This is a genomic window from Simiaoa sp. (genome assembly GCF_051972595.1).
In the GTDB taxonomy this organism is placed as follows: domain Bacteria; phylum Bacillota; class Clostridia; order Lachnospirales; family Lachnospiraceae; genus Acetatifactor; species Acetatifactor hominis.
In genome coordinates, this window is the sequence record NZ_JBOKRY010000039.1 from 1 (window position 1) to 16,260 (window position 16,260).

The following is a 16,260-nucleotide window of genomic DNA, read 5'->3' on the forward strand; positions in this document are numbered from 1 at the left end:
CGATGAGATACCCACGGAGCAGAGGGATCGTGGGTATGAGAGACGGATTGACGATGAGATACCCACGGAGCAGAGGAATCGTGGGTATGGGAGGCAGATTTACGATGAGATACCCACGGAGCCGAGAAAGCGTGGGTATGAGAGAAGGATTGGCATTGTGATACCCATGAACGCAGAAAATGCGTGGATTTGGCAGGTTGAGACAAATGTCAACTTGAAAAAGGCAGGTATCCTATGAATATATATAAGTATATTATAAAAGGAGGACTTGCACTGATGTACAAAAGCAGGAGAACGATATTTGTTTTTTTACTTTTAATGGTGTTGATATTGGGAGCTTTGCCGGAATTTCATGTAAGAGCAGAGGACAACAGCCAGACATATACGGTGGGTGCGGATAGGCATACACAGTGGAACAGTGCGCAGAATGGTGTATTCCAATATGCTGCCGGTAGTATGAAAATAGAAGGGGCCGGATTACAGGGGGATGCTGCACAGGCAACTGTGGCAGCAGGAAAAGAGCTTACCATAACACTGACACCGGATAAGGATTGCGTCCTGAGAAGCTTTATGGTGAATGGTCAGAGCATCGCAGATGCAAGCATGACCTACAATGGTGCTTCGTATATTTATCAAACCAAGGTAGAAAATGTGGATCTGAAATTTGAACACATGTTCGAAGCAGCGGGAGGAAATGTACCCGGACCGAATCCGGGAACGGGAAACAATATCTGTTTTCGATTAGAAGGTGACGGTATTTCTTCAAACGATTATGTCACATGGAAAAAAAGTAATATCGAAATCTATATAGGAATCGGAGAGACCTATAAAACGTTGAATCAATGGCTCGGAGAAAAAAAGATTTCTGTGGCTGGAGAAGAATACAGAGTGGACGATTCTGTGGACACGGTAAAAGTATATGTACTTAATAGCGGTTCAGGAAAATATATAATCCAGGGAGCCGGAACTTCAGAAGATAATGCGATGACATGGACGGGAAAAAGAAACTATTCCATTCAGGTGGACAAAGAGAGAATTACAATAACATGGGGATATGATTCGAAAACCTACGGAGAGGATGCTTATCTGGAGCATGGGACGGCCCGGATCATTCAAATCAATGATGCTGTACCCAATACCAACGATCCTTATGGAAACAATGCAGGAAACAACAGCGGTGGAAATCTGGTGGTACAGCCGGGGGATAAGGTTACCGTGGAATTGAAGCCGGATTACGGATACCAGTTGAAGGGAGTTTCACTAAACGGGATGAGCCTGGCAGCGGCAAAGGATGTTTCCACATTTACCTTCACGATGCCAAATACCCAGATCCATTTGAAAGGAATATTTGGAAAAGCGGATGACATGGTGGATATATCAGCTGCGAAGGAAGTGACTTCCGTATCCATCAGCAACGGCGCCAATGCAGCAGGAAGCGGTAATCTTCAGCTGACAGTTGCCGACAGTACCGGATACGATATGACGGCGGCACAGCAGAAAGTAGCAGGGGCGATATCTGCACAGGCAGTGGAATTGAATCTGAACCAGATCGTAGCCAAAGGGGATGGCACGAACTGGGAAACAAAGATTACGGAATTTACGAATCCGATTACCTTAAGTCTTGGAATCAACAACTACGATGCGAATTATGACTATGTTGTGGTGAGAGATCATAACGGAACTACCACTGCATTGCCTACGAAAGTGATCGATGGAAAAGTCACCTTCGAGACCAATCAGTTTTCTACCTATGTCATTGTAAAAAAGGAAAAGACGACTGCAGGTACTAGTACCGGTGGAAACTCTCATGAGGATTCTAAAGGAAACGATGACAACAGTTCTGATGTACAGCCGGCTACAACACAGGCAGTTACGCAGGAATTGGACATGGTACCGAAGACGGGAGAAGACATTACAGCTTATGTAATGGAAATCATGTTACTTTTCGGGGGAATTCTTCTGATTACCATGGGAATCTTACTTCAGAGAAAGCACGGATAAAAAAGCATTAGGAAATCTACCTTGCAAAACAGAAATAAGTTCAGTATAATATGAACGAAAACACAAAACAGTCAGCCGAAAGGCCGCAGCAATGCGGCTTTTCTAAGATACGCAAGTTAGCACTATCTAACCGCATAACACTGTACTGAGGTTAGATAAAACTAACACATAAAGAAATGATAGCGATGCGAGAAAGTGAGAGATACCCATGAAATACAAGATTGAGAAGAACACCGTACAGGAGACGCTGATCATCCCGCTTTATTCCCGAAAGCTATGCTCGGAGTTGTATCCGAACCTTTATCGGGACGAGATGGCGGTACACCTGATCGACCAGATCGACTATGACTTTTCACAGGTGGAGAAAAAATCCCACGGCCTGATGCAACGTTTCGGTTCGCTGGAGGTTGCTATGCGGCAGAATGACCTTGCGTGGGAGGTACAAAATTATCTGGCAGACCATCCCGATGCGGCGGTGGTCAATTTGGGCTGTGGACTTGATAGTACCGGCAGAGCTTGTGACAATGGCAGCTGTAAAATTTACAATCTGGATTTTCCGGATGTTATCGCCGTACGCAATCAATTACTGCCTGCCGGAGACCGTGAGGAAAATATTCCCTGCAATTTGAATGATACGGAATGGTTTACCAAAATTGACGCGTCCGGAGGGGCGATATTCTTTGCCTCCGGAGTATTCTATTATTTTCTGACGGAGCAAGTCAGGACGCTGGTACAGGCAATGGCTGACAGTTTTCCCGGTGGTGTGCTGGTATTTGACGCAGCGAACCGGACAGCGGTTAAGATGATAGCAAAGACATGGCTAAGGAGCGCTAAAATTCAGGATGTGGGAGCGTATTTTGCGGTTTCGGATGCGAAAAGTGAGATTTCCCTGTGGGACAGCAGATTACAGGTCACAAGCCGTGGATATATGCTGGGCTACAATGATCTTCGCGATCCTTCCGTCAGCGGATTATTCCGTTTCCTTGCCAAGACCGGTGACAGAATCATGAAGATGCAGATTGTAAGGATCAGTTTTGGAAAGGAGCAATTATAATGAAACACATTCATTTTGATACTGAAAGTGACGGATTTTACGGCGCATATTGGGAGTGCAGGGGCGGCTCGGACTGCACTGTCATCGCTATGCTTGGCGACGATCCCGAGGATTATATGGCGCGCTCTGCGGTAAAATGGCTACTTCGCCTCGGCGTAAACGTATTGACCATGTCGCCCGCAAAAAAGGACTATAGTCATCACAACTACCCGCTTGAGTGCATCGAAAAAGCAATAGCATGGCTCAAATCGCACGGCAGCGCAAAGATAGGAATTGCGGGAGCCTCAACTACGGGAACTCTTGCGTTGACGGCTGCTTCGATATTCGATGATATTTCTCTGACCATCGCAATGACACCAAGCGATTTCGTATGGCAGGGGTTCATGCAGGGCAAAAAGGACGGCTGCAAGGAATGGCCAATAGAGGGTGAATCGCTTTTCTCCTACAAGGGCAGACCGCTGCCTTACATGCCGTTTTGCTATAAACACCCCGACTATTGGCAAACAATCTCGGAGGAGTCCAGACGTACCGGCAATATGGTAGCCTCACGCAAGCTGTTTGACGACTCCGAAGCGGCACACCCGATAGCAGAGGAGGAATTCATAAAGGTCGAGAATATCCGTGGCAAGCTGTTCCTTGTCGGTGCAGAGGATGATGCTTTATGGGACACTGCAAAATACATCCGCCGCATGGAGAAACGTCTTGCGGTACAACCGCACACCTGTGAAGTAGAGGCACTCATATATGAACACGGCACACACTTTGTTTTCCCGGAGGGGATGCTCAAGACCATGCTGCCCGTAGGTTCTGCACTCTTTGTCACTCTGGCATTCAGTGCAGCAAAAAAATATCCCGGGGAGTGCAAAACGGCACGCATTGAAATTGATCGTCGTATGACACACATTATATGTGAGTGGCGTGACAAATAGTGACCTGTTTTGAAAATACCTCTTGACAAATACCCTATAGGGGTATACCTTGTAGAAAAGACGAGATATACCCCTATAAGGTATTTTGTATAGCTGCAACAATTAGTCCTTCTACATATATTGAACGCTGTTATGTGATCGGAGGACAATAAAGAATATGTGGGCATTTAGAAAAAAATAGCAGGAACCGGCTTCAGAATGGGAGAAAGTATGGCAGAAAAAATAGAAGAAAAATTAGAAGAGAAGGGCATGGAATGTTGCCATTGTCATCAGAAAGCAACACCTCGCTCTGAAAAAGAAAGAAAACAATTACAGAACCGTTTAAGCCGCATGACCGGGCAACTGAACGGTATCAGCCGGATGCTGGAAGAAAACCGCTACTGCGGAGATATCCTGACGCAGGTAGCTGCGGTGGAGAGCGCCCTGCAGGCTTTTGGCTATGCAATCCTGAAGGAACATATGGAGACCTGCGTGGTGGAAGAGATCCGGAAAGGGAATACTGCTATCGTAGATGAAGCAGTGGATCTGGTAAAAAAATTGAAATAAGAGAGGCATGACTGCGGATAAAACTGTAAATTTGTGCTGTAAGGCACTGAAAATAACAGAAACTTTGCAGTTTATGGAAAGGCAAGGTTATTTTTATGAAGGAAAGATATCATGTTACGGGAATGTCCTGCTCTGCATGCTCTTCGCATGTGGAAAAGGCAGTCAATAAACTGGAAAATGTGGAAAAAGCATCCGTGAATCTGTTAACCGAGACCATGGATGTGACCTATGACGAGACGAAGATCACTTCGGCGGAAATCATCGATGCTGTGGTGAAAGCAGGCTATGGCGCTTCGGTGATGACCGAAGGCAGTGTGGCAGGTGCAGGCGGACAGAGCACTTCCGGAAATGCTGGAAGTATAGGAAGGTCCGCAGTCGACGGCAAGCAGGAATTGCAGCAGAAGCTGGATGCAGACGCAAGAGCCATGAAGTGGCGGCTTGGAATCTCCATCGGCTTCCTGATCCCGTTAATGTATGTGTCCATGCACCACATGCTTAAAGAATGGTTTGGAATTCCGGTTCCTGCATTTATCGTGAATACTATGCACGGCAATGCCAACGCTATGAATTTTGCAATGACACAGTTTTTACTGTTGTTGCCGATTCTGTATGTGAACCGGAAGTTTTTCTCCGTAGGATTTAAAACCCTGGCGCACCGTAGCCCAAACATGGACAGCCTGATCGCCTTAGGATCCGGCGCAGCACTGGTGTACGGCATTTTCGCCATGTACCGGATCAGCTATGGCTTAGGTTACGGTGACATGGCAGTAGTAGAACATTATTCCCACGATCTGTATTTTGAATCCTCCGGTACGATCCTGACCCTGATCACGGTCGGAAAATATCTGGAGAGCCGTTCCAAGGGCAAGACCAGTGAGGCTATTACCAAACTGATGAATCTGGCTCCCAAGGTGGCAATCCTCGTAACCGGGGACGGACAGGAGAAGGAAGTGCCTACGGAGAGCCTGCAAAAGGGCGACATTTTCCTGGTAAAGCCCGGAAGTCTGGTACCGGTGGACGGCATCGTGCTGGAGGGTAACTCCAGTGTGGACGAAGCAGCCATCACCGGTGAGAGTGTCCCTGTGGAGAAACAGGCGGGCGACCATGTGGTTTCTGCTACCGTGAACAAAGCAGGTTTCTTAAAATGCCGTGCGGACCGTGTCGGCGATGATACGACGCTGGCACAGATCATCCGCTTAGTGGAGGAAGCCAGCGCCAGCAAGGCTCCGATTGCACAGCTGGCAGATAAGGTGGCAGGGGTCTTCGTGCCTACGGTCATGACCATTTCCCTGATCACTCTGATCGTATGGCTGCTAAACGGCGCCACCGCGGAATTCGCTATTTCCACAGCCATTGCCGTACTGGTGATTTCCTGTCCCTGTGCGCTGGGACTGGCAACTCCGGTGGCTATCATGGTGGGTACCGGCGTAGGAGCAGGTAACGGCATCCTGATCAAGACCGGGGAAGCCTTACAGCAGGCCAAGGAGATCGACACTGTGGTGCTGGACAAGACCGGAACCATCACAAGCGGCAAGTTAAAGGTAGAAGAAGTAGGCGGTTATCAGAGTGATTTTCCTGCGGATGCCATGATGCAGATCGCAGCGGCGTTAGAGAAAAAGAGTGAGCATCCGCTGGCAGAGGCGGTAGTGGAATATGCGGAAAGATTCCGTCTGACAATTCCGGAAATCGTGGATTTCAAGGCAACCTTCGGCCGTGGTGTGGAAGGTGCGCTGGCAGCGGATTTCCGGGCAGTGGAAGTAACAAAAAATGACGGTCCTACGGCGGTGTTTTATGCCGGAAAACAAAACGACACCACAGATGTCTCCGGCAAGACCGCAAAACAGAACCTGATGGCGGAAAACGCACTATCGCATACCGACAACGTAATAATTCCGGCAGGTACGAAGTTTTATGTAGGCAATCTTGCATTTTTACAAGAGAAGAATATCATACTGCCGCAGGGAGCCGCAGAAGGTCTGAACCGGATGGCAGACGAAGGCATGACACCGCTTCTGGTGGCGCAGGAAGGAAGATTCTTAGGGATCATCGGTGTATCAGATACTGTCAAAGCCACCTCCTATGAAGCAATCAACGCATGGGAGAAAATGGGTGTCAGAGTCATCATGCTGACCGGAGACAACCGCCGCACCGCGGAAGCCGTACGGCAGAAGCTTGGCATCTCCGAAGTCGTGGCAGAGGTACTGCCGCAGGATAAGGAGAAAAAGGTCAGTGAATTGAAAGCACAGGGACACAAGGTAGCCATGATCGGCGACGGTATCAACGATGCTCCCGCATTGGCGGCAGCAGATGTGGGTATGGCTATCGGCGCAGGTACCGATGTCGCCATGGAGAGTGCTGACATTATCCTGATGAAAAACGATCTGCGGGATGCGGTGACCGCCATGAAGCTGAGCCGTTCCGTGATCCGTAATATTAAGGAAAACCTGTTCTGGGCATTTTTCTACAACTGCATCGGCATCCCTCTGGCGGCCGGTGTGTTGTATCCGGCATTCCAGATCCGGCTGAATCCCATGTTCGGCGCGGCAGCCATGAGCTTAAGCAGTATCTTCGTCGTGGGAAATGCCCTGCGGCTGAGAGGCTTTAAGAGCGGATTCACCCCGCTGAAAAAGGGAACATCGAAAGCATCCCATAAGGAAATCGAGATAACGCATGCAGCTGCGGAGGAAGAACAGTGCATACTGAAAACCCCCGTAGAGCAAAATAACAGACAAGATGTAAAGCAGGAGAAAGAGAGGACAAACACAATGACAAAAGTAATCAGCATCGAAGGAATGATGTGCAATCACTGCACCGGAACCGTACAGAAGGCACTGGAGGCAGTAGAAGGCGTGAAAGCTGTAACCATGAGCCTGGAGCAGAAAAACGCTACCGTGGAACTGGCATCCGATGTGGCAGATGAGGTACTGACCAAGGCTGTGGTGGACGCAGGATATGAGGTGAAGGGAATTACCACAAAATAAGGTTTTACCGTCAGCTTTTGCCAACGTAAAAGGAGAAATGGCGCTGACCAGATGTTATGTTTACAGACATGACACTGGGCAGCGCCGTTTTGGGTCTATAGAGGAAGAAGTGATCCACAGGTACTTTTCACTACTGTATTTCATGAATTTTTGCGGTATATGGGTCTATGCAGAAAAAAATGTCGTCTGGGTACTTAAAACATGGAAAATGAGTATCTGGAAAGTAAATTTTTCTCTATAGACCCAAAGGGAAACATTTTGTATGATTTTATGACAGAAAAAGTATCTGAGTGCCATTTTTTCCTGTATAGACCCATGCAAAAGAAAAAATAATTTTCCAAAGATTCTATATAAAGTTTATAATTTCTTAATTGATTTTCTCAGAATAAGTGTTATAGTAACAATAGAACAGATGAAACAGGAAGCATGTGAGTCTGTTCTGTGCAAAATAAATATTGTCAAAGCTTTTTATGAATGCTGGCATTCAACAAAGCTTAGGCAATGTTTAATGGTTCTGAACAGTTGCAAATTGTATAACCTTATGTGAGGAGGCGAACGATTATGAATATTGATAAATTTACACAGAAATCCATAGAAGCCGTCAACGGCTGTGAAAAGCTTGCCATGGAATATGGCAACCAGGAGATCGAGCAGGAGCATCTGCTGTACAGTCTGCTGACACTGGATGACAGCTTGATCTTAAAACTTGTGGAGAAGATGGAGATCCAGAAGGATCACTTTGTAAACCGTGCAAAACAGGCTCTGGAGAAAAGAGTAAAGGTGCAGGGCGGTCAGCCTTATGTCGGTCAGTATCTGAACAAGGTACTGGTCAGCGCATCAGATGAGGCAAAGCAGATGGGAGATGAATATGTCTCCGTTGAGCATCTGTTCCTTGCCATGATCAGGAATCCCAACAAGGAGATCGCCGAGATCTGGAAGGAATACGGCATCACAAGAGAGCGTTTTTTACAGGCTCTGTCTACCGTAAGAGGTAACCAGAGAGTTACCAGTGACAATCCGGAAGCTACTTATGATACTTTGGAAAAATACGGTCAGGATCTGGTGGAGAAAGCGAGAAACCAGAAGCTGGATCCTGTCATCGGACGAGACAGTGAGATCCGTAATGTGGTACGTATCCTGTCCCGTAAAACGAAGAACAACCCTGTACTTATCGGTGAACCCGGTGTCGGTAAGACCGCCGTGGTGGAAGGACTGGCACAGCGTATTGTAAAAGGTGATGTACCGCAGGGACTGAAGGATAAGAAGATTTTCGCACTGGATATGGGTGCACTGGTAGCCGGTGCAAAATACAGAGGCGAATTCGAGGAACGTCTGAAAGCCGTACTGGATGATGTGAAGAACAGCGACGGACAGATCATTCTGTTCATTGATGAGTTGCACACCATCGTCGGTGCCGGTAAGACAGATGGCGCTCTGGATGCAGGCAATATGTTAAAACCTATGCTGGCTCGTGGTGAGCTGCACTGTATCGGTGCTACCACCCTGGATGAATACAGACAGTATATTGAAAAAGATGCCGCTCTGGAACGTCGTTTCCAGCCGGTTATGGTAGAAGAACCTACTGTGGAGGACACGATTTCTATCCTGCGTGGACTGAAGGATCGTTATGAAGTATATCATGGCGTTAAAATCATGGATAATGCGCTGGTAAGTGCAGCCGTACTTTCCAACCGTTATATCACCGACAGATTCCTGCCGGATAAGGCAATCGACCTGGTGGATGAAGCCTGCGCTCTGATCAAGACCGAGATGGACAGTATGCCTACGGAGCTGGATGAACTGCAACGTAAGGTGACACAGCTGGAGATCGAGGAGACTGCTCTGAAAAAAGAGGATGACCGGATCAGTAAGGAACGTTTGGCTGATCTGCAGAAGGAACTGGCAGAGTTAAAGGATCAGTTCAATACGAGAAAAGCACAGTGGGATAACGAGAAGGCATCCGTAGATAAGCTTTCCAAGCTGCGTGAGGACAGAGACCGTATCAACAATGAGATCCAGATTGCAGAGCGGGAAGGAGACTATGAGAAAGCGGGCAGATTAAAATACAGCGAACTTCCTGCACTGGAGAAACAGCTGGAGCAGGAGGAAAATAAGGTCGGCGAATCGGATATGTCGCTGGTACATGAAAAGGTGTCTGAGGAAGAGATCGCAAGGATTATTTCCCGCTGGACCGGCATACCGGTAGCAAAACTGACCGAGAGTGAGCGTAACAAGACCCTTCACCTTGACGAAGAACTGCACAAACGTGTAGTTGGACAGGACGAAGGCGTGACTAAGGTTACCGAAGCTATCATCCGTTCCAAAGCCGGCATCAAGGATCCCAGCAAGCCCATCGGTTCCTTCCTGTTCTTAGGACCTACCGGTGTGGGTAAGACGGAGCTGGCGAAGAGCCTGGCAGCAGCACTGTTTGACGACGAGAACAACATGGTTCGTATCGATATGAGTGAATACATGGAGAAATATTCTGTCTCCCGTCTGATCGGTGCGCCTCCCGGATATGTAGGATACGAAGAGGGTGGTCAGCTGACCGAAGCTGTCCGGAGAAAACCTTACAGCGTGGTATTGTTTGATGAGATCGAAAAGGCCCATCCTGATGTATTCAATGTACTGTTACAGGTACTGGATGACGGGCGTATCACCGATTCTCAGGGGCGTACCGTAGATTTCAAGAATACGATCCTGATCATGACATCCAACATCGGCGCAAGCTATCTGCTGGATGGCATCAACGAAGACGGTACCATCAAGCCGGAGGCAGAGGCAGCAGTCATGAACGACCTGCGTGCACATTTCCGTCCGGAATTTCTGAACCGTCTGGATGAGACGATCCTGTTCAAGCCTCTGACCAAAGATAATATCGGCGGTATCATTCATCTGATCATTGCCGATCTGAACAAGCGTCTGGAGGATAAGCAGCTGACGATCCGTCTGTCGGACGAGGCTATGCAGTACATCGTGGATAACGCGTATGACCCGGTCTATGGTGCACGACCTCTGAAACGTTATATTCAGAAGTATGTGGAGACCCTGGCTGCCAAGATGATCCTGGCAGATCAGGTGGAGGAGGGCGATACGATCGTCATTACCGTAGAGGACGACAAGCTTTCCGCAAAATGTGAGAAAGGCTCTAAAAATAAATAAGCAGTAATACGAAAAGCGAAAGTGGCAGACTTGTCATTTTCGCTTTTTTCGTTTAAGATAATAGTAATAAAATTTTTAAAGAGAGGTTTTTTTATGATACCACAGGATCCTGTCATGTTATTAAGCTTTATCAATCTGAAACTCCGTGACTACTACGGAAACCTGGAGCAGCTTTGCGATGATCTGGAAGTGAATGAACAGGAGATCAGGGATAAGCTGGCATCCATCGATTATCATTACAATGAAGAGAGGAATCAGTTTGTATAATACAACCAGTAGTCTTACAGGGAAAAAGGGAACCAGATGTCTGATCTGCACCGGCTGCGGCAGATGTCCCGGAGTGATCCGGGGGATGCAGGTGGTGACGGAAAAACTGGAGTTTCCTCCGTTATCTTTGCAGAATACGGAAGGTATCCGGCTGATGACAGTGGATATCGGAACGACTACCATTGCTATGCAGCTCTATGATGCAGACGGTAAAATAGTGGACAGTTTTCCGAGTGTGAATCCCCAGGTCGGCTACGGTGCTGATGTACTCTCCCGGATAGAGGCAGCAAGGGATCCGGGGAAGGCTGCGGATATGCAGAAAAAAGTCCTGGACCTCATTGAAAAGGGAGTACAGCGGTTTTCCAAAAAATTGCAGGAGAAGGAGTCTATACAGATGGTCATTGCGGCGAATACCACCATGACCTATCTGCTGATGGGCTGGGATCCGGCAGAGCTGGGCAGGGCACCTTTTCGGGTAAGTCATTGCGGAGCCACAGACACACAGATCGCAGGCGTTCCCTGTCATATTATTCCCGGATTGTCTGCCTTTGTCGGCGGGGACATCACAGCGGGAATACTGGCCTGTCAAATGCTGGAGCAGGAGGAACCTATGCTGCTCATCGATCTGGGTACCAATGGTGAGATGGCGCTGGGGAATAGACAGAAGCTGTATGCCTGTGCCACGGCGGCGGGACCTGCCTTCGAGGGCGGGGCAAACCGTGGTATCTGGGGTGCGGATATGGTGAAATTGTTACAAAAGCTTCTGGAAGAAGGACTGATGGATCGGCAGGGACTGTTAAAGGAACCTTATTTCACGAGGGGGATCCGTATCGGAGATGTACTTGTGACGAAAGAAGCCGTGCGTGCAGTACAGCTGGCGAAGGGAGCCATTGCCGCAGGCATAGAGATCCTGACGGAAAGCTATGGAATAAGACTTTCGGACATTTCCAGGGTGGTGCTGGCGGGAGGTTTTGGCTATTATCTGGACCCGAAGGCAGCTGTCGCCATCGGACTGCTTCCGAAGGAACTGACAGATCGTACCGTGACCGGCGGAAACACAGCACTTAGTGGTGCTGCACTGGTGGGAAACAGGATACTGACCGGACAGCTGCGATCATGGGATGATCTGCACCGGCGGCAGGAATTACAGATTCAGATATTGAATCTGGCAGAGCAGGAAAAATTCACAGAAACATTCTTAAAAAAGATGGATTTTTGTTAAAATTGCGCAAAAAAATATAACAAAACGCATAAAATGTTGTTTCATTATAGCAATAATTATGGTATACTTCTTAATATGATTACATGTATCGGAGGATATTGTATGAGTACGAATGTTGAGAAAACCAAAAAGTCTCTTTTTGCGGGGAAAAAAGAGAAAGCTTCCAAAAAGAAGCCAAAACTTGAGAAAAAGGTGACAAAAGTACCGAAGGAGAAGTCTGTAAAGACAAAGACACCGAAGAAGACATCCGGCAGGAGTGGGAAAAGCTCCAAACTGTTCAGTATACGCAATAAGATCGTAGTATGTTTTCTGGTGCCGATCGTGTTCATGATCATTATCGGCATTTCGGCATATCAGAAGTCTGCGGAAGGCTTAAGTGAGAAATATACGGATTCCACGTTACAGACTGTGCGCATGGCGACAGAATACTTGGATATGACCTGTGATTTTATCCGTTCCGAGGGCTTAAAGTATGCGTATGACGATGATCTGCGGAAGTATTTCCTGGGAATGTTCGAGGACAATCCGGTAGACAAGCTGAACTTCCTGACAGCTACGAAGTCGAATCTATTATCGGTGCAGACGTCGAATCCGTTCATCAGTCATATGCACATTATTCCCAAGGAAGGTGTGGGACTTTTGTCTACTAAGCTTTCTTCCGGTGTGGATGGATTCCTGGATGAATATAAGGAGTCGGTAGCTTCCGGTGCCGGCAGAAGAAGCATCCCGCAGTGGATCGACAGTCATCCGGTGCTGGATGACAAGGTAAAAGAGACATATCGGGACTACATATTGTCATTCCAGATGATGAGCCAGTCTAATAACGCCTGCGTTGTTATTGATATGAAGCCTTTGGCTATTACAAACTTTTTGAAGGAAATTGATATCGGTGATGACAGTGTCATCGGATTTATCACTCCGGGTGGAAGAGAACTGGTAGTGGAGCAGCTGGAAGATGGTGAAGAGAGCACTCTGGCTGAGGATGAGACTGTATTCGTCGATCATGAGTTCTATAATGAAGTAATGGATCAGGCAGTATCGGATTCCGGTACCGCGGAAGTGGATTTCCGTGGAGAAAAATACCTCTTTATCTATAGCAGCAGTGCGGAAGTGGGCTTTACCACCTGTGCACTGGTACCTATGCGTGTGGTGACCAGCCAGGCTATGGAGATCCGTAATATGACGATTAGCCTGGTGATCCTGGCCTGTGTGATCGTAGTGATCGTGGGTATTTTTATTACAGTCGGTATCGAGAATAACATGAAACGTATCTCCAGAAAGTTTGGTGATGTGGCACAGGGTGATCTGACCGTGACGGTATCAGCTAAGGGTCATGATGAGTTCCAGGATCTGGCAGGATCCGCGACGAACATGATCGCGAATACTAAGAAGCTGGTAAATCAGGTAAGCAATGCCACTGGAGAATTAGAAGTTTCTGCGCAGAATGTGGGACAGGCTTCCGAACTGATCCATGAGTATTCCCAGGATATTACCCGTGCCATCGGAGAGATCAATGAAGGTATGGAGGAACAGTCCAGACATGCACAGGAATGTGTGGAGAAGACGGATATTCTCTCCAATGAGATCCAGGAAGTCAGCCATGTGGTAGAGCGTGTTGAGAAACTGGTAGATGAGACCGAAGGCATGATCAACAAGGGAATGGAGATCGTACAGGTACTGGGTGAACGTGCCGGTGAGACAACACAGATGACTGTGAAGGTAAGCGAGAGCATTGAATCCCTCCGCAAGGAATCTGAGATCATCAACAGCTTTGTTGGTACGATCACAGAGATTACGGAACAGACGAATCTGTTGTCCCTGAATGCTTCCATTGAGGCAGCCAGAGCCGGAGAGGCCGGAAGAGGTTTCGCTGTGGTAGCGGAAGAGATCCGCAAGCTGGCAGATGATTCCGCCAAGGCAGCCGGAGAGATCGGCAACAATGTTGCGAACATTACTGCACAGACGCAGAACAGTGTGGAGAGTGCAAGCCAGGCGAAAGCGATGGTAGAACTTCAGACCAAGGCTGTGGAAGAAGTAATCGCAGTATTCCGTGAGATGCAGGCCCGTATGAGTCAGCTGATCGAGGGACTGAAGGATATCGTGATAAGTACCGAGAAGGCTGATGGCGAGCGTAGTGCAGCGGTAGCGGCAGTGAAAAATATCTCAGATATTATCGAAGAGACCGCAGGCAGTGCAGAAACCGTCAATGACGTAGCTAACAAACTGCTCTCACATGTAGAGAAACTGAGTGACACCGCAAATGTGCTGGATGAGAATATGGAAGGACTCAAGAACGAGATCTCCGTATTTAAGATCTGAGGATAAGTATTTATAAGAAGGAGTTAAAGGAAGATCCGGAACAGAAGGGGCCGGATCTTCCTTTACTTGGTTTCGGAACGAATTGCTACGGTAGGAATTGCGGAGTATTCTCATGCATATATTTGGGATGAAAGCTGACAGGCGGATGACTTGGCAATGAGAAAAGTGTTGGCGGGTATTCTGATCTTTGATGTGGTCATGGGCATATTATGTCTGGTAGTGGGAACAAGGCAATATGCAGGGGATAGGCAATTGAATACCCGGGAGGGAAAAATTCAGGAATTACGGGAAACACTGGCAGGAGATGTCAACTGTGAGGAAGAACTTGCTCAGAAGATTGCCCTGACTTTTGATGACGGACCGCATCCGAAGTACACGGAGCAGCTTTTGGATGGACTGAAAGAACGGAATGTGGTAGCTACTTTTTTCGTGACTGGGGAGAATGCGGAGAATTATCCGGAGATCATCCGAAGAGAACAGGAAGAAGGGCACCTGATCGGCAACCATACTTACAGCCATATACAGTTGACTTCCCGTAACCGGGAGGCTTTCCGGGAGGAACTGGTGAGGACCAATGCGGTCTTAGAAGAGATCACCGGAGAGAAAACCAGTTTCGTTCGGCCGCCCTACGGCAGCTGGGATAAAAGTTTTGAGAAGGAACTGAACATGTTTCCGGTATTGTGGAATATTGACCCCTTAGACTGGTGCTCCCATAATGCGGAATGCATTGCAGCCAGGGTAGTGGAGAAAGCAGGAGATGGGGATATCATCCTGATGCATGACTATTATGATACTTCTGTTATTGCGGCGCTGGAAGTGATAGATGCTTTGCAGGGAGAGGGATTTCAGTTTGTGACGGTGGAAGAGCTTCTGTTTGACTGATAAATTATCCTTGCATCCTACCGTAATGTACGCATATAATATGAAGAGCAAGAGTGGAAAAATATGTCAGATGGGTGCGATGAAATGTTCGCATCGTACTTAAAGGAAAACGAATGATAAAAATAGCTTTTTGTGATGATGATCTGTCAGTGCTTAAGGAATTAAGCATATTAATGGACAGATATCGGGTGGAAAGAAATCAGGATATAACTTATGCGGCGTTTCACAGTCCGCTGGAGCTGTTGGCAGAGGTAGAGCGGGGAACTGAGCTTGATATTATTTTCCTGGATGTCCTGATGCCGGGACAGAATGGGATCAGCACCGCAAAGGAGATCAGGAAATATGATACTTTGGTGAAGATCATATATTTGACATCCTCGGCGGAATATGCGGTGGACTCCTATTCGGTAGGTGCCTATTTTTACCAGCTGAAGCCGATCTGGCAGGAAAGCTTCTATCGTCTGATGGATTCGGTGCTCTCGGAGTGCCGCCGGAATGAGGAAAAGAGCCTGATCCTGCGCAGCAAGTCAGGAATCACCAGAATGGATCTGGACAAGCTGCAGTATTGTGAAGTGATGGGACGTACCTTATTGTTTCACAGGCAGGACGGAGTTGTCCTGGACAGCGCCGGAAGACTGGATGATCTGTGCGAACAGCTCAAGGATTATGATTGCTTTATCCGCTGCCACAGGTCTTATCTTGTTAATCTGGCATATGTGCAGAATATTTCCAGTAAGGCCGTCACAATGTGCAATGGTACTGAGATCCCGATCCCACATGGAAAATATTCGGAACTGAAAGACAGATTCTTTGATTATTTCTTTCAAAAAAATCAGACAATTCTTGGATAATTTTAAGCGGCCACGACCGGAGAACACCTTCTCCGGTCGATTCATG

The 16,260-nt window shown here is 47.6% G+C and carries 12 protein-coding genes; all 12 read left to right on the forward strand.

Annotated elements, in window-relative coordinates:
• Nucleotides 1-238: hypothetical protein (locus ACTRDR_RS11925; RefSeq protein ID WP_440527742.1), on the forward strand; the 238-nt coding region annotated here is incomplete at its 5' end.
• The gene (locus tag ACTRDR_RS11930) at nucleotides 235-2,001 is read left to right on the forward strand and encodes an InlB B-repeat-containing protein (protein ID WP_440527744.1); all 1,767 of its coding nucleotides are present in this window, start codon (nucleotides 235-237) and stop codon (nucleotides 1,999-2,001) included. The genes ACTRDR_RS11925 and ACTRDR_RS11930, both read left to right, overlap by 4 nt.
• A gap of 208 nt (nucleotides 2,002-2,209) precedes the next feature.
• Nucleotides 2,210-3,055: a class I SAM-dependent methyltransferase gene (locus ACTRDR_RS11935; RefSeq protein WP_440527746.1), complete on the forward strand. Its 846-nt coding sequence runs from the start codon at nucleotides 2,210-2,212 to the stop codon at nucleotides 3,053-3,055.
• The gene (locus ACTRDR_RS11940; RefSeq protein ID WP_440527747.1) at nucleotides 3,055-3,984 is read left to right on the forward strand and encodes an acyl-CoA thioester hydrolase/BAAT C-terminal domain-containing protein; all 930 of its coding nucleotides are present in this window, start codon (nucleotides 3,055-3,057) and stop codon (nucleotides 3,982-3,984) included. The genes ACTRDR_RS11935 and ACTRDR_RS11940 overlap by 1 nt, the downstream gene beginning before the upstream one ends.
• A gap of 210 nt (nucleotides 3,985-4,194) precedes the next feature.
• Nucleotides 4,195-4,530: a metal-sensing transcriptional repressor gene (locus tag ACTRDR_RS11945; protein ID WP_440527749.1), complete on the forward strand. Its 336-nt coding sequence runs from the start codon at nucleotides 4,195-4,197 to the stop codon at nucleotides 4,528-4,530.
• A gap of 95 nt (nucleotides 4,531-4,625) precedes the next feature.
• Nucleotides 4,626-7,511 (forward strand): heavy metal translocating P-type ATPase, encoded by a 2,886-nt coding sequence (locus tag ACTRDR_RS11950; RefSeq protein WP_440527751.1) that lies wholly within the window; start codon nucleotides 4,626-4,628, stop codon nucleotides 7,509-7,511.
• A gap of 561 nt (nucleotides 7,512-8,072) precedes the next feature.
• Nucleotides 8,073-10,673 (forward strand): ATP-dependent chaperone ClpB, encoded by a 2,601-nt coding sequence (gene clpB, locus ACTRDR_RS11955; RefSeq protein ID WP_249326850.1) that lies wholly within the window; start codon nucleotides 8,073-8,075, stop codon nucleotides 10,671-10,673.
• A 93-nt stretch (nucleotides 10,674-10,766) separates the two neighbouring features.
• Nucleotides 10,767-10,940 (forward strand): DUF4250 domain-containing protein, encoded by a 174-nt coding sequence (locus ACTRDR_RS11960; RefSeq protein WP_440527753.1) that lies wholly within the window; start codon nucleotides 10,767-10,769, stop codon nucleotides 10,938-10,940.
• On the forward strand, nucleotides 10,933-12,162 hold the full coding sequence (locus ACTRDR_RS11965; RefSeq protein WP_440527755.1) for an ASKHA domain-containing protein: 1,230 nt from the start codon (nucleotides 10,933-10,935) through the stop codon (nucleotides 12,160-12,162). The genes ACTRDR_RS11960 and ACTRDR_RS11965 overlap by 8 nt, the downstream gene beginning before the upstream one ends.
• Nucleotides 12,163-12,264: 102 nt before the next feature.
• Complete coding sequence (locus tag ACTRDR_RS11970; RefSeq protein WP_440527757.1) at nucleotides 12,265-14,481, forward strand: methyl-accepting chemotaxis protein; 2,217 nt, start codon at nucleotides 12,265-12,267, stop codon at nucleotides 14,479-14,481.
• Nucleotides 14,482-14,637: 156 nt separating this feature from the next.
• A complete protein-coding gene (locus ACTRDR_RS11975) occupies nucleotides 14,638-15,363 on the forward strand; it encodes a polysaccharide deacetylase family protein (protein ID WP_440527773.1) in 726 nt (241 codons plus the stop codon).
• Between the two features lie 113 nt (nucleotides 15,364-15,476).
• The gene (locus ACTRDR_RS11980; protein WP_176862977.1) at nucleotides 15,477-16,214 is read left to right on the forward strand and encodes a LytTR family transcriptional regulator DNA-binding domain-containing protein; all 738 of its coding nucleotides are present in this window, start codon (nucleotides 15,477-15,479) and stop codon (nucleotides 16,212-16,214) included.
• Nucleotides 16,215-16,260: the final 46 nt, after the last annotated feature.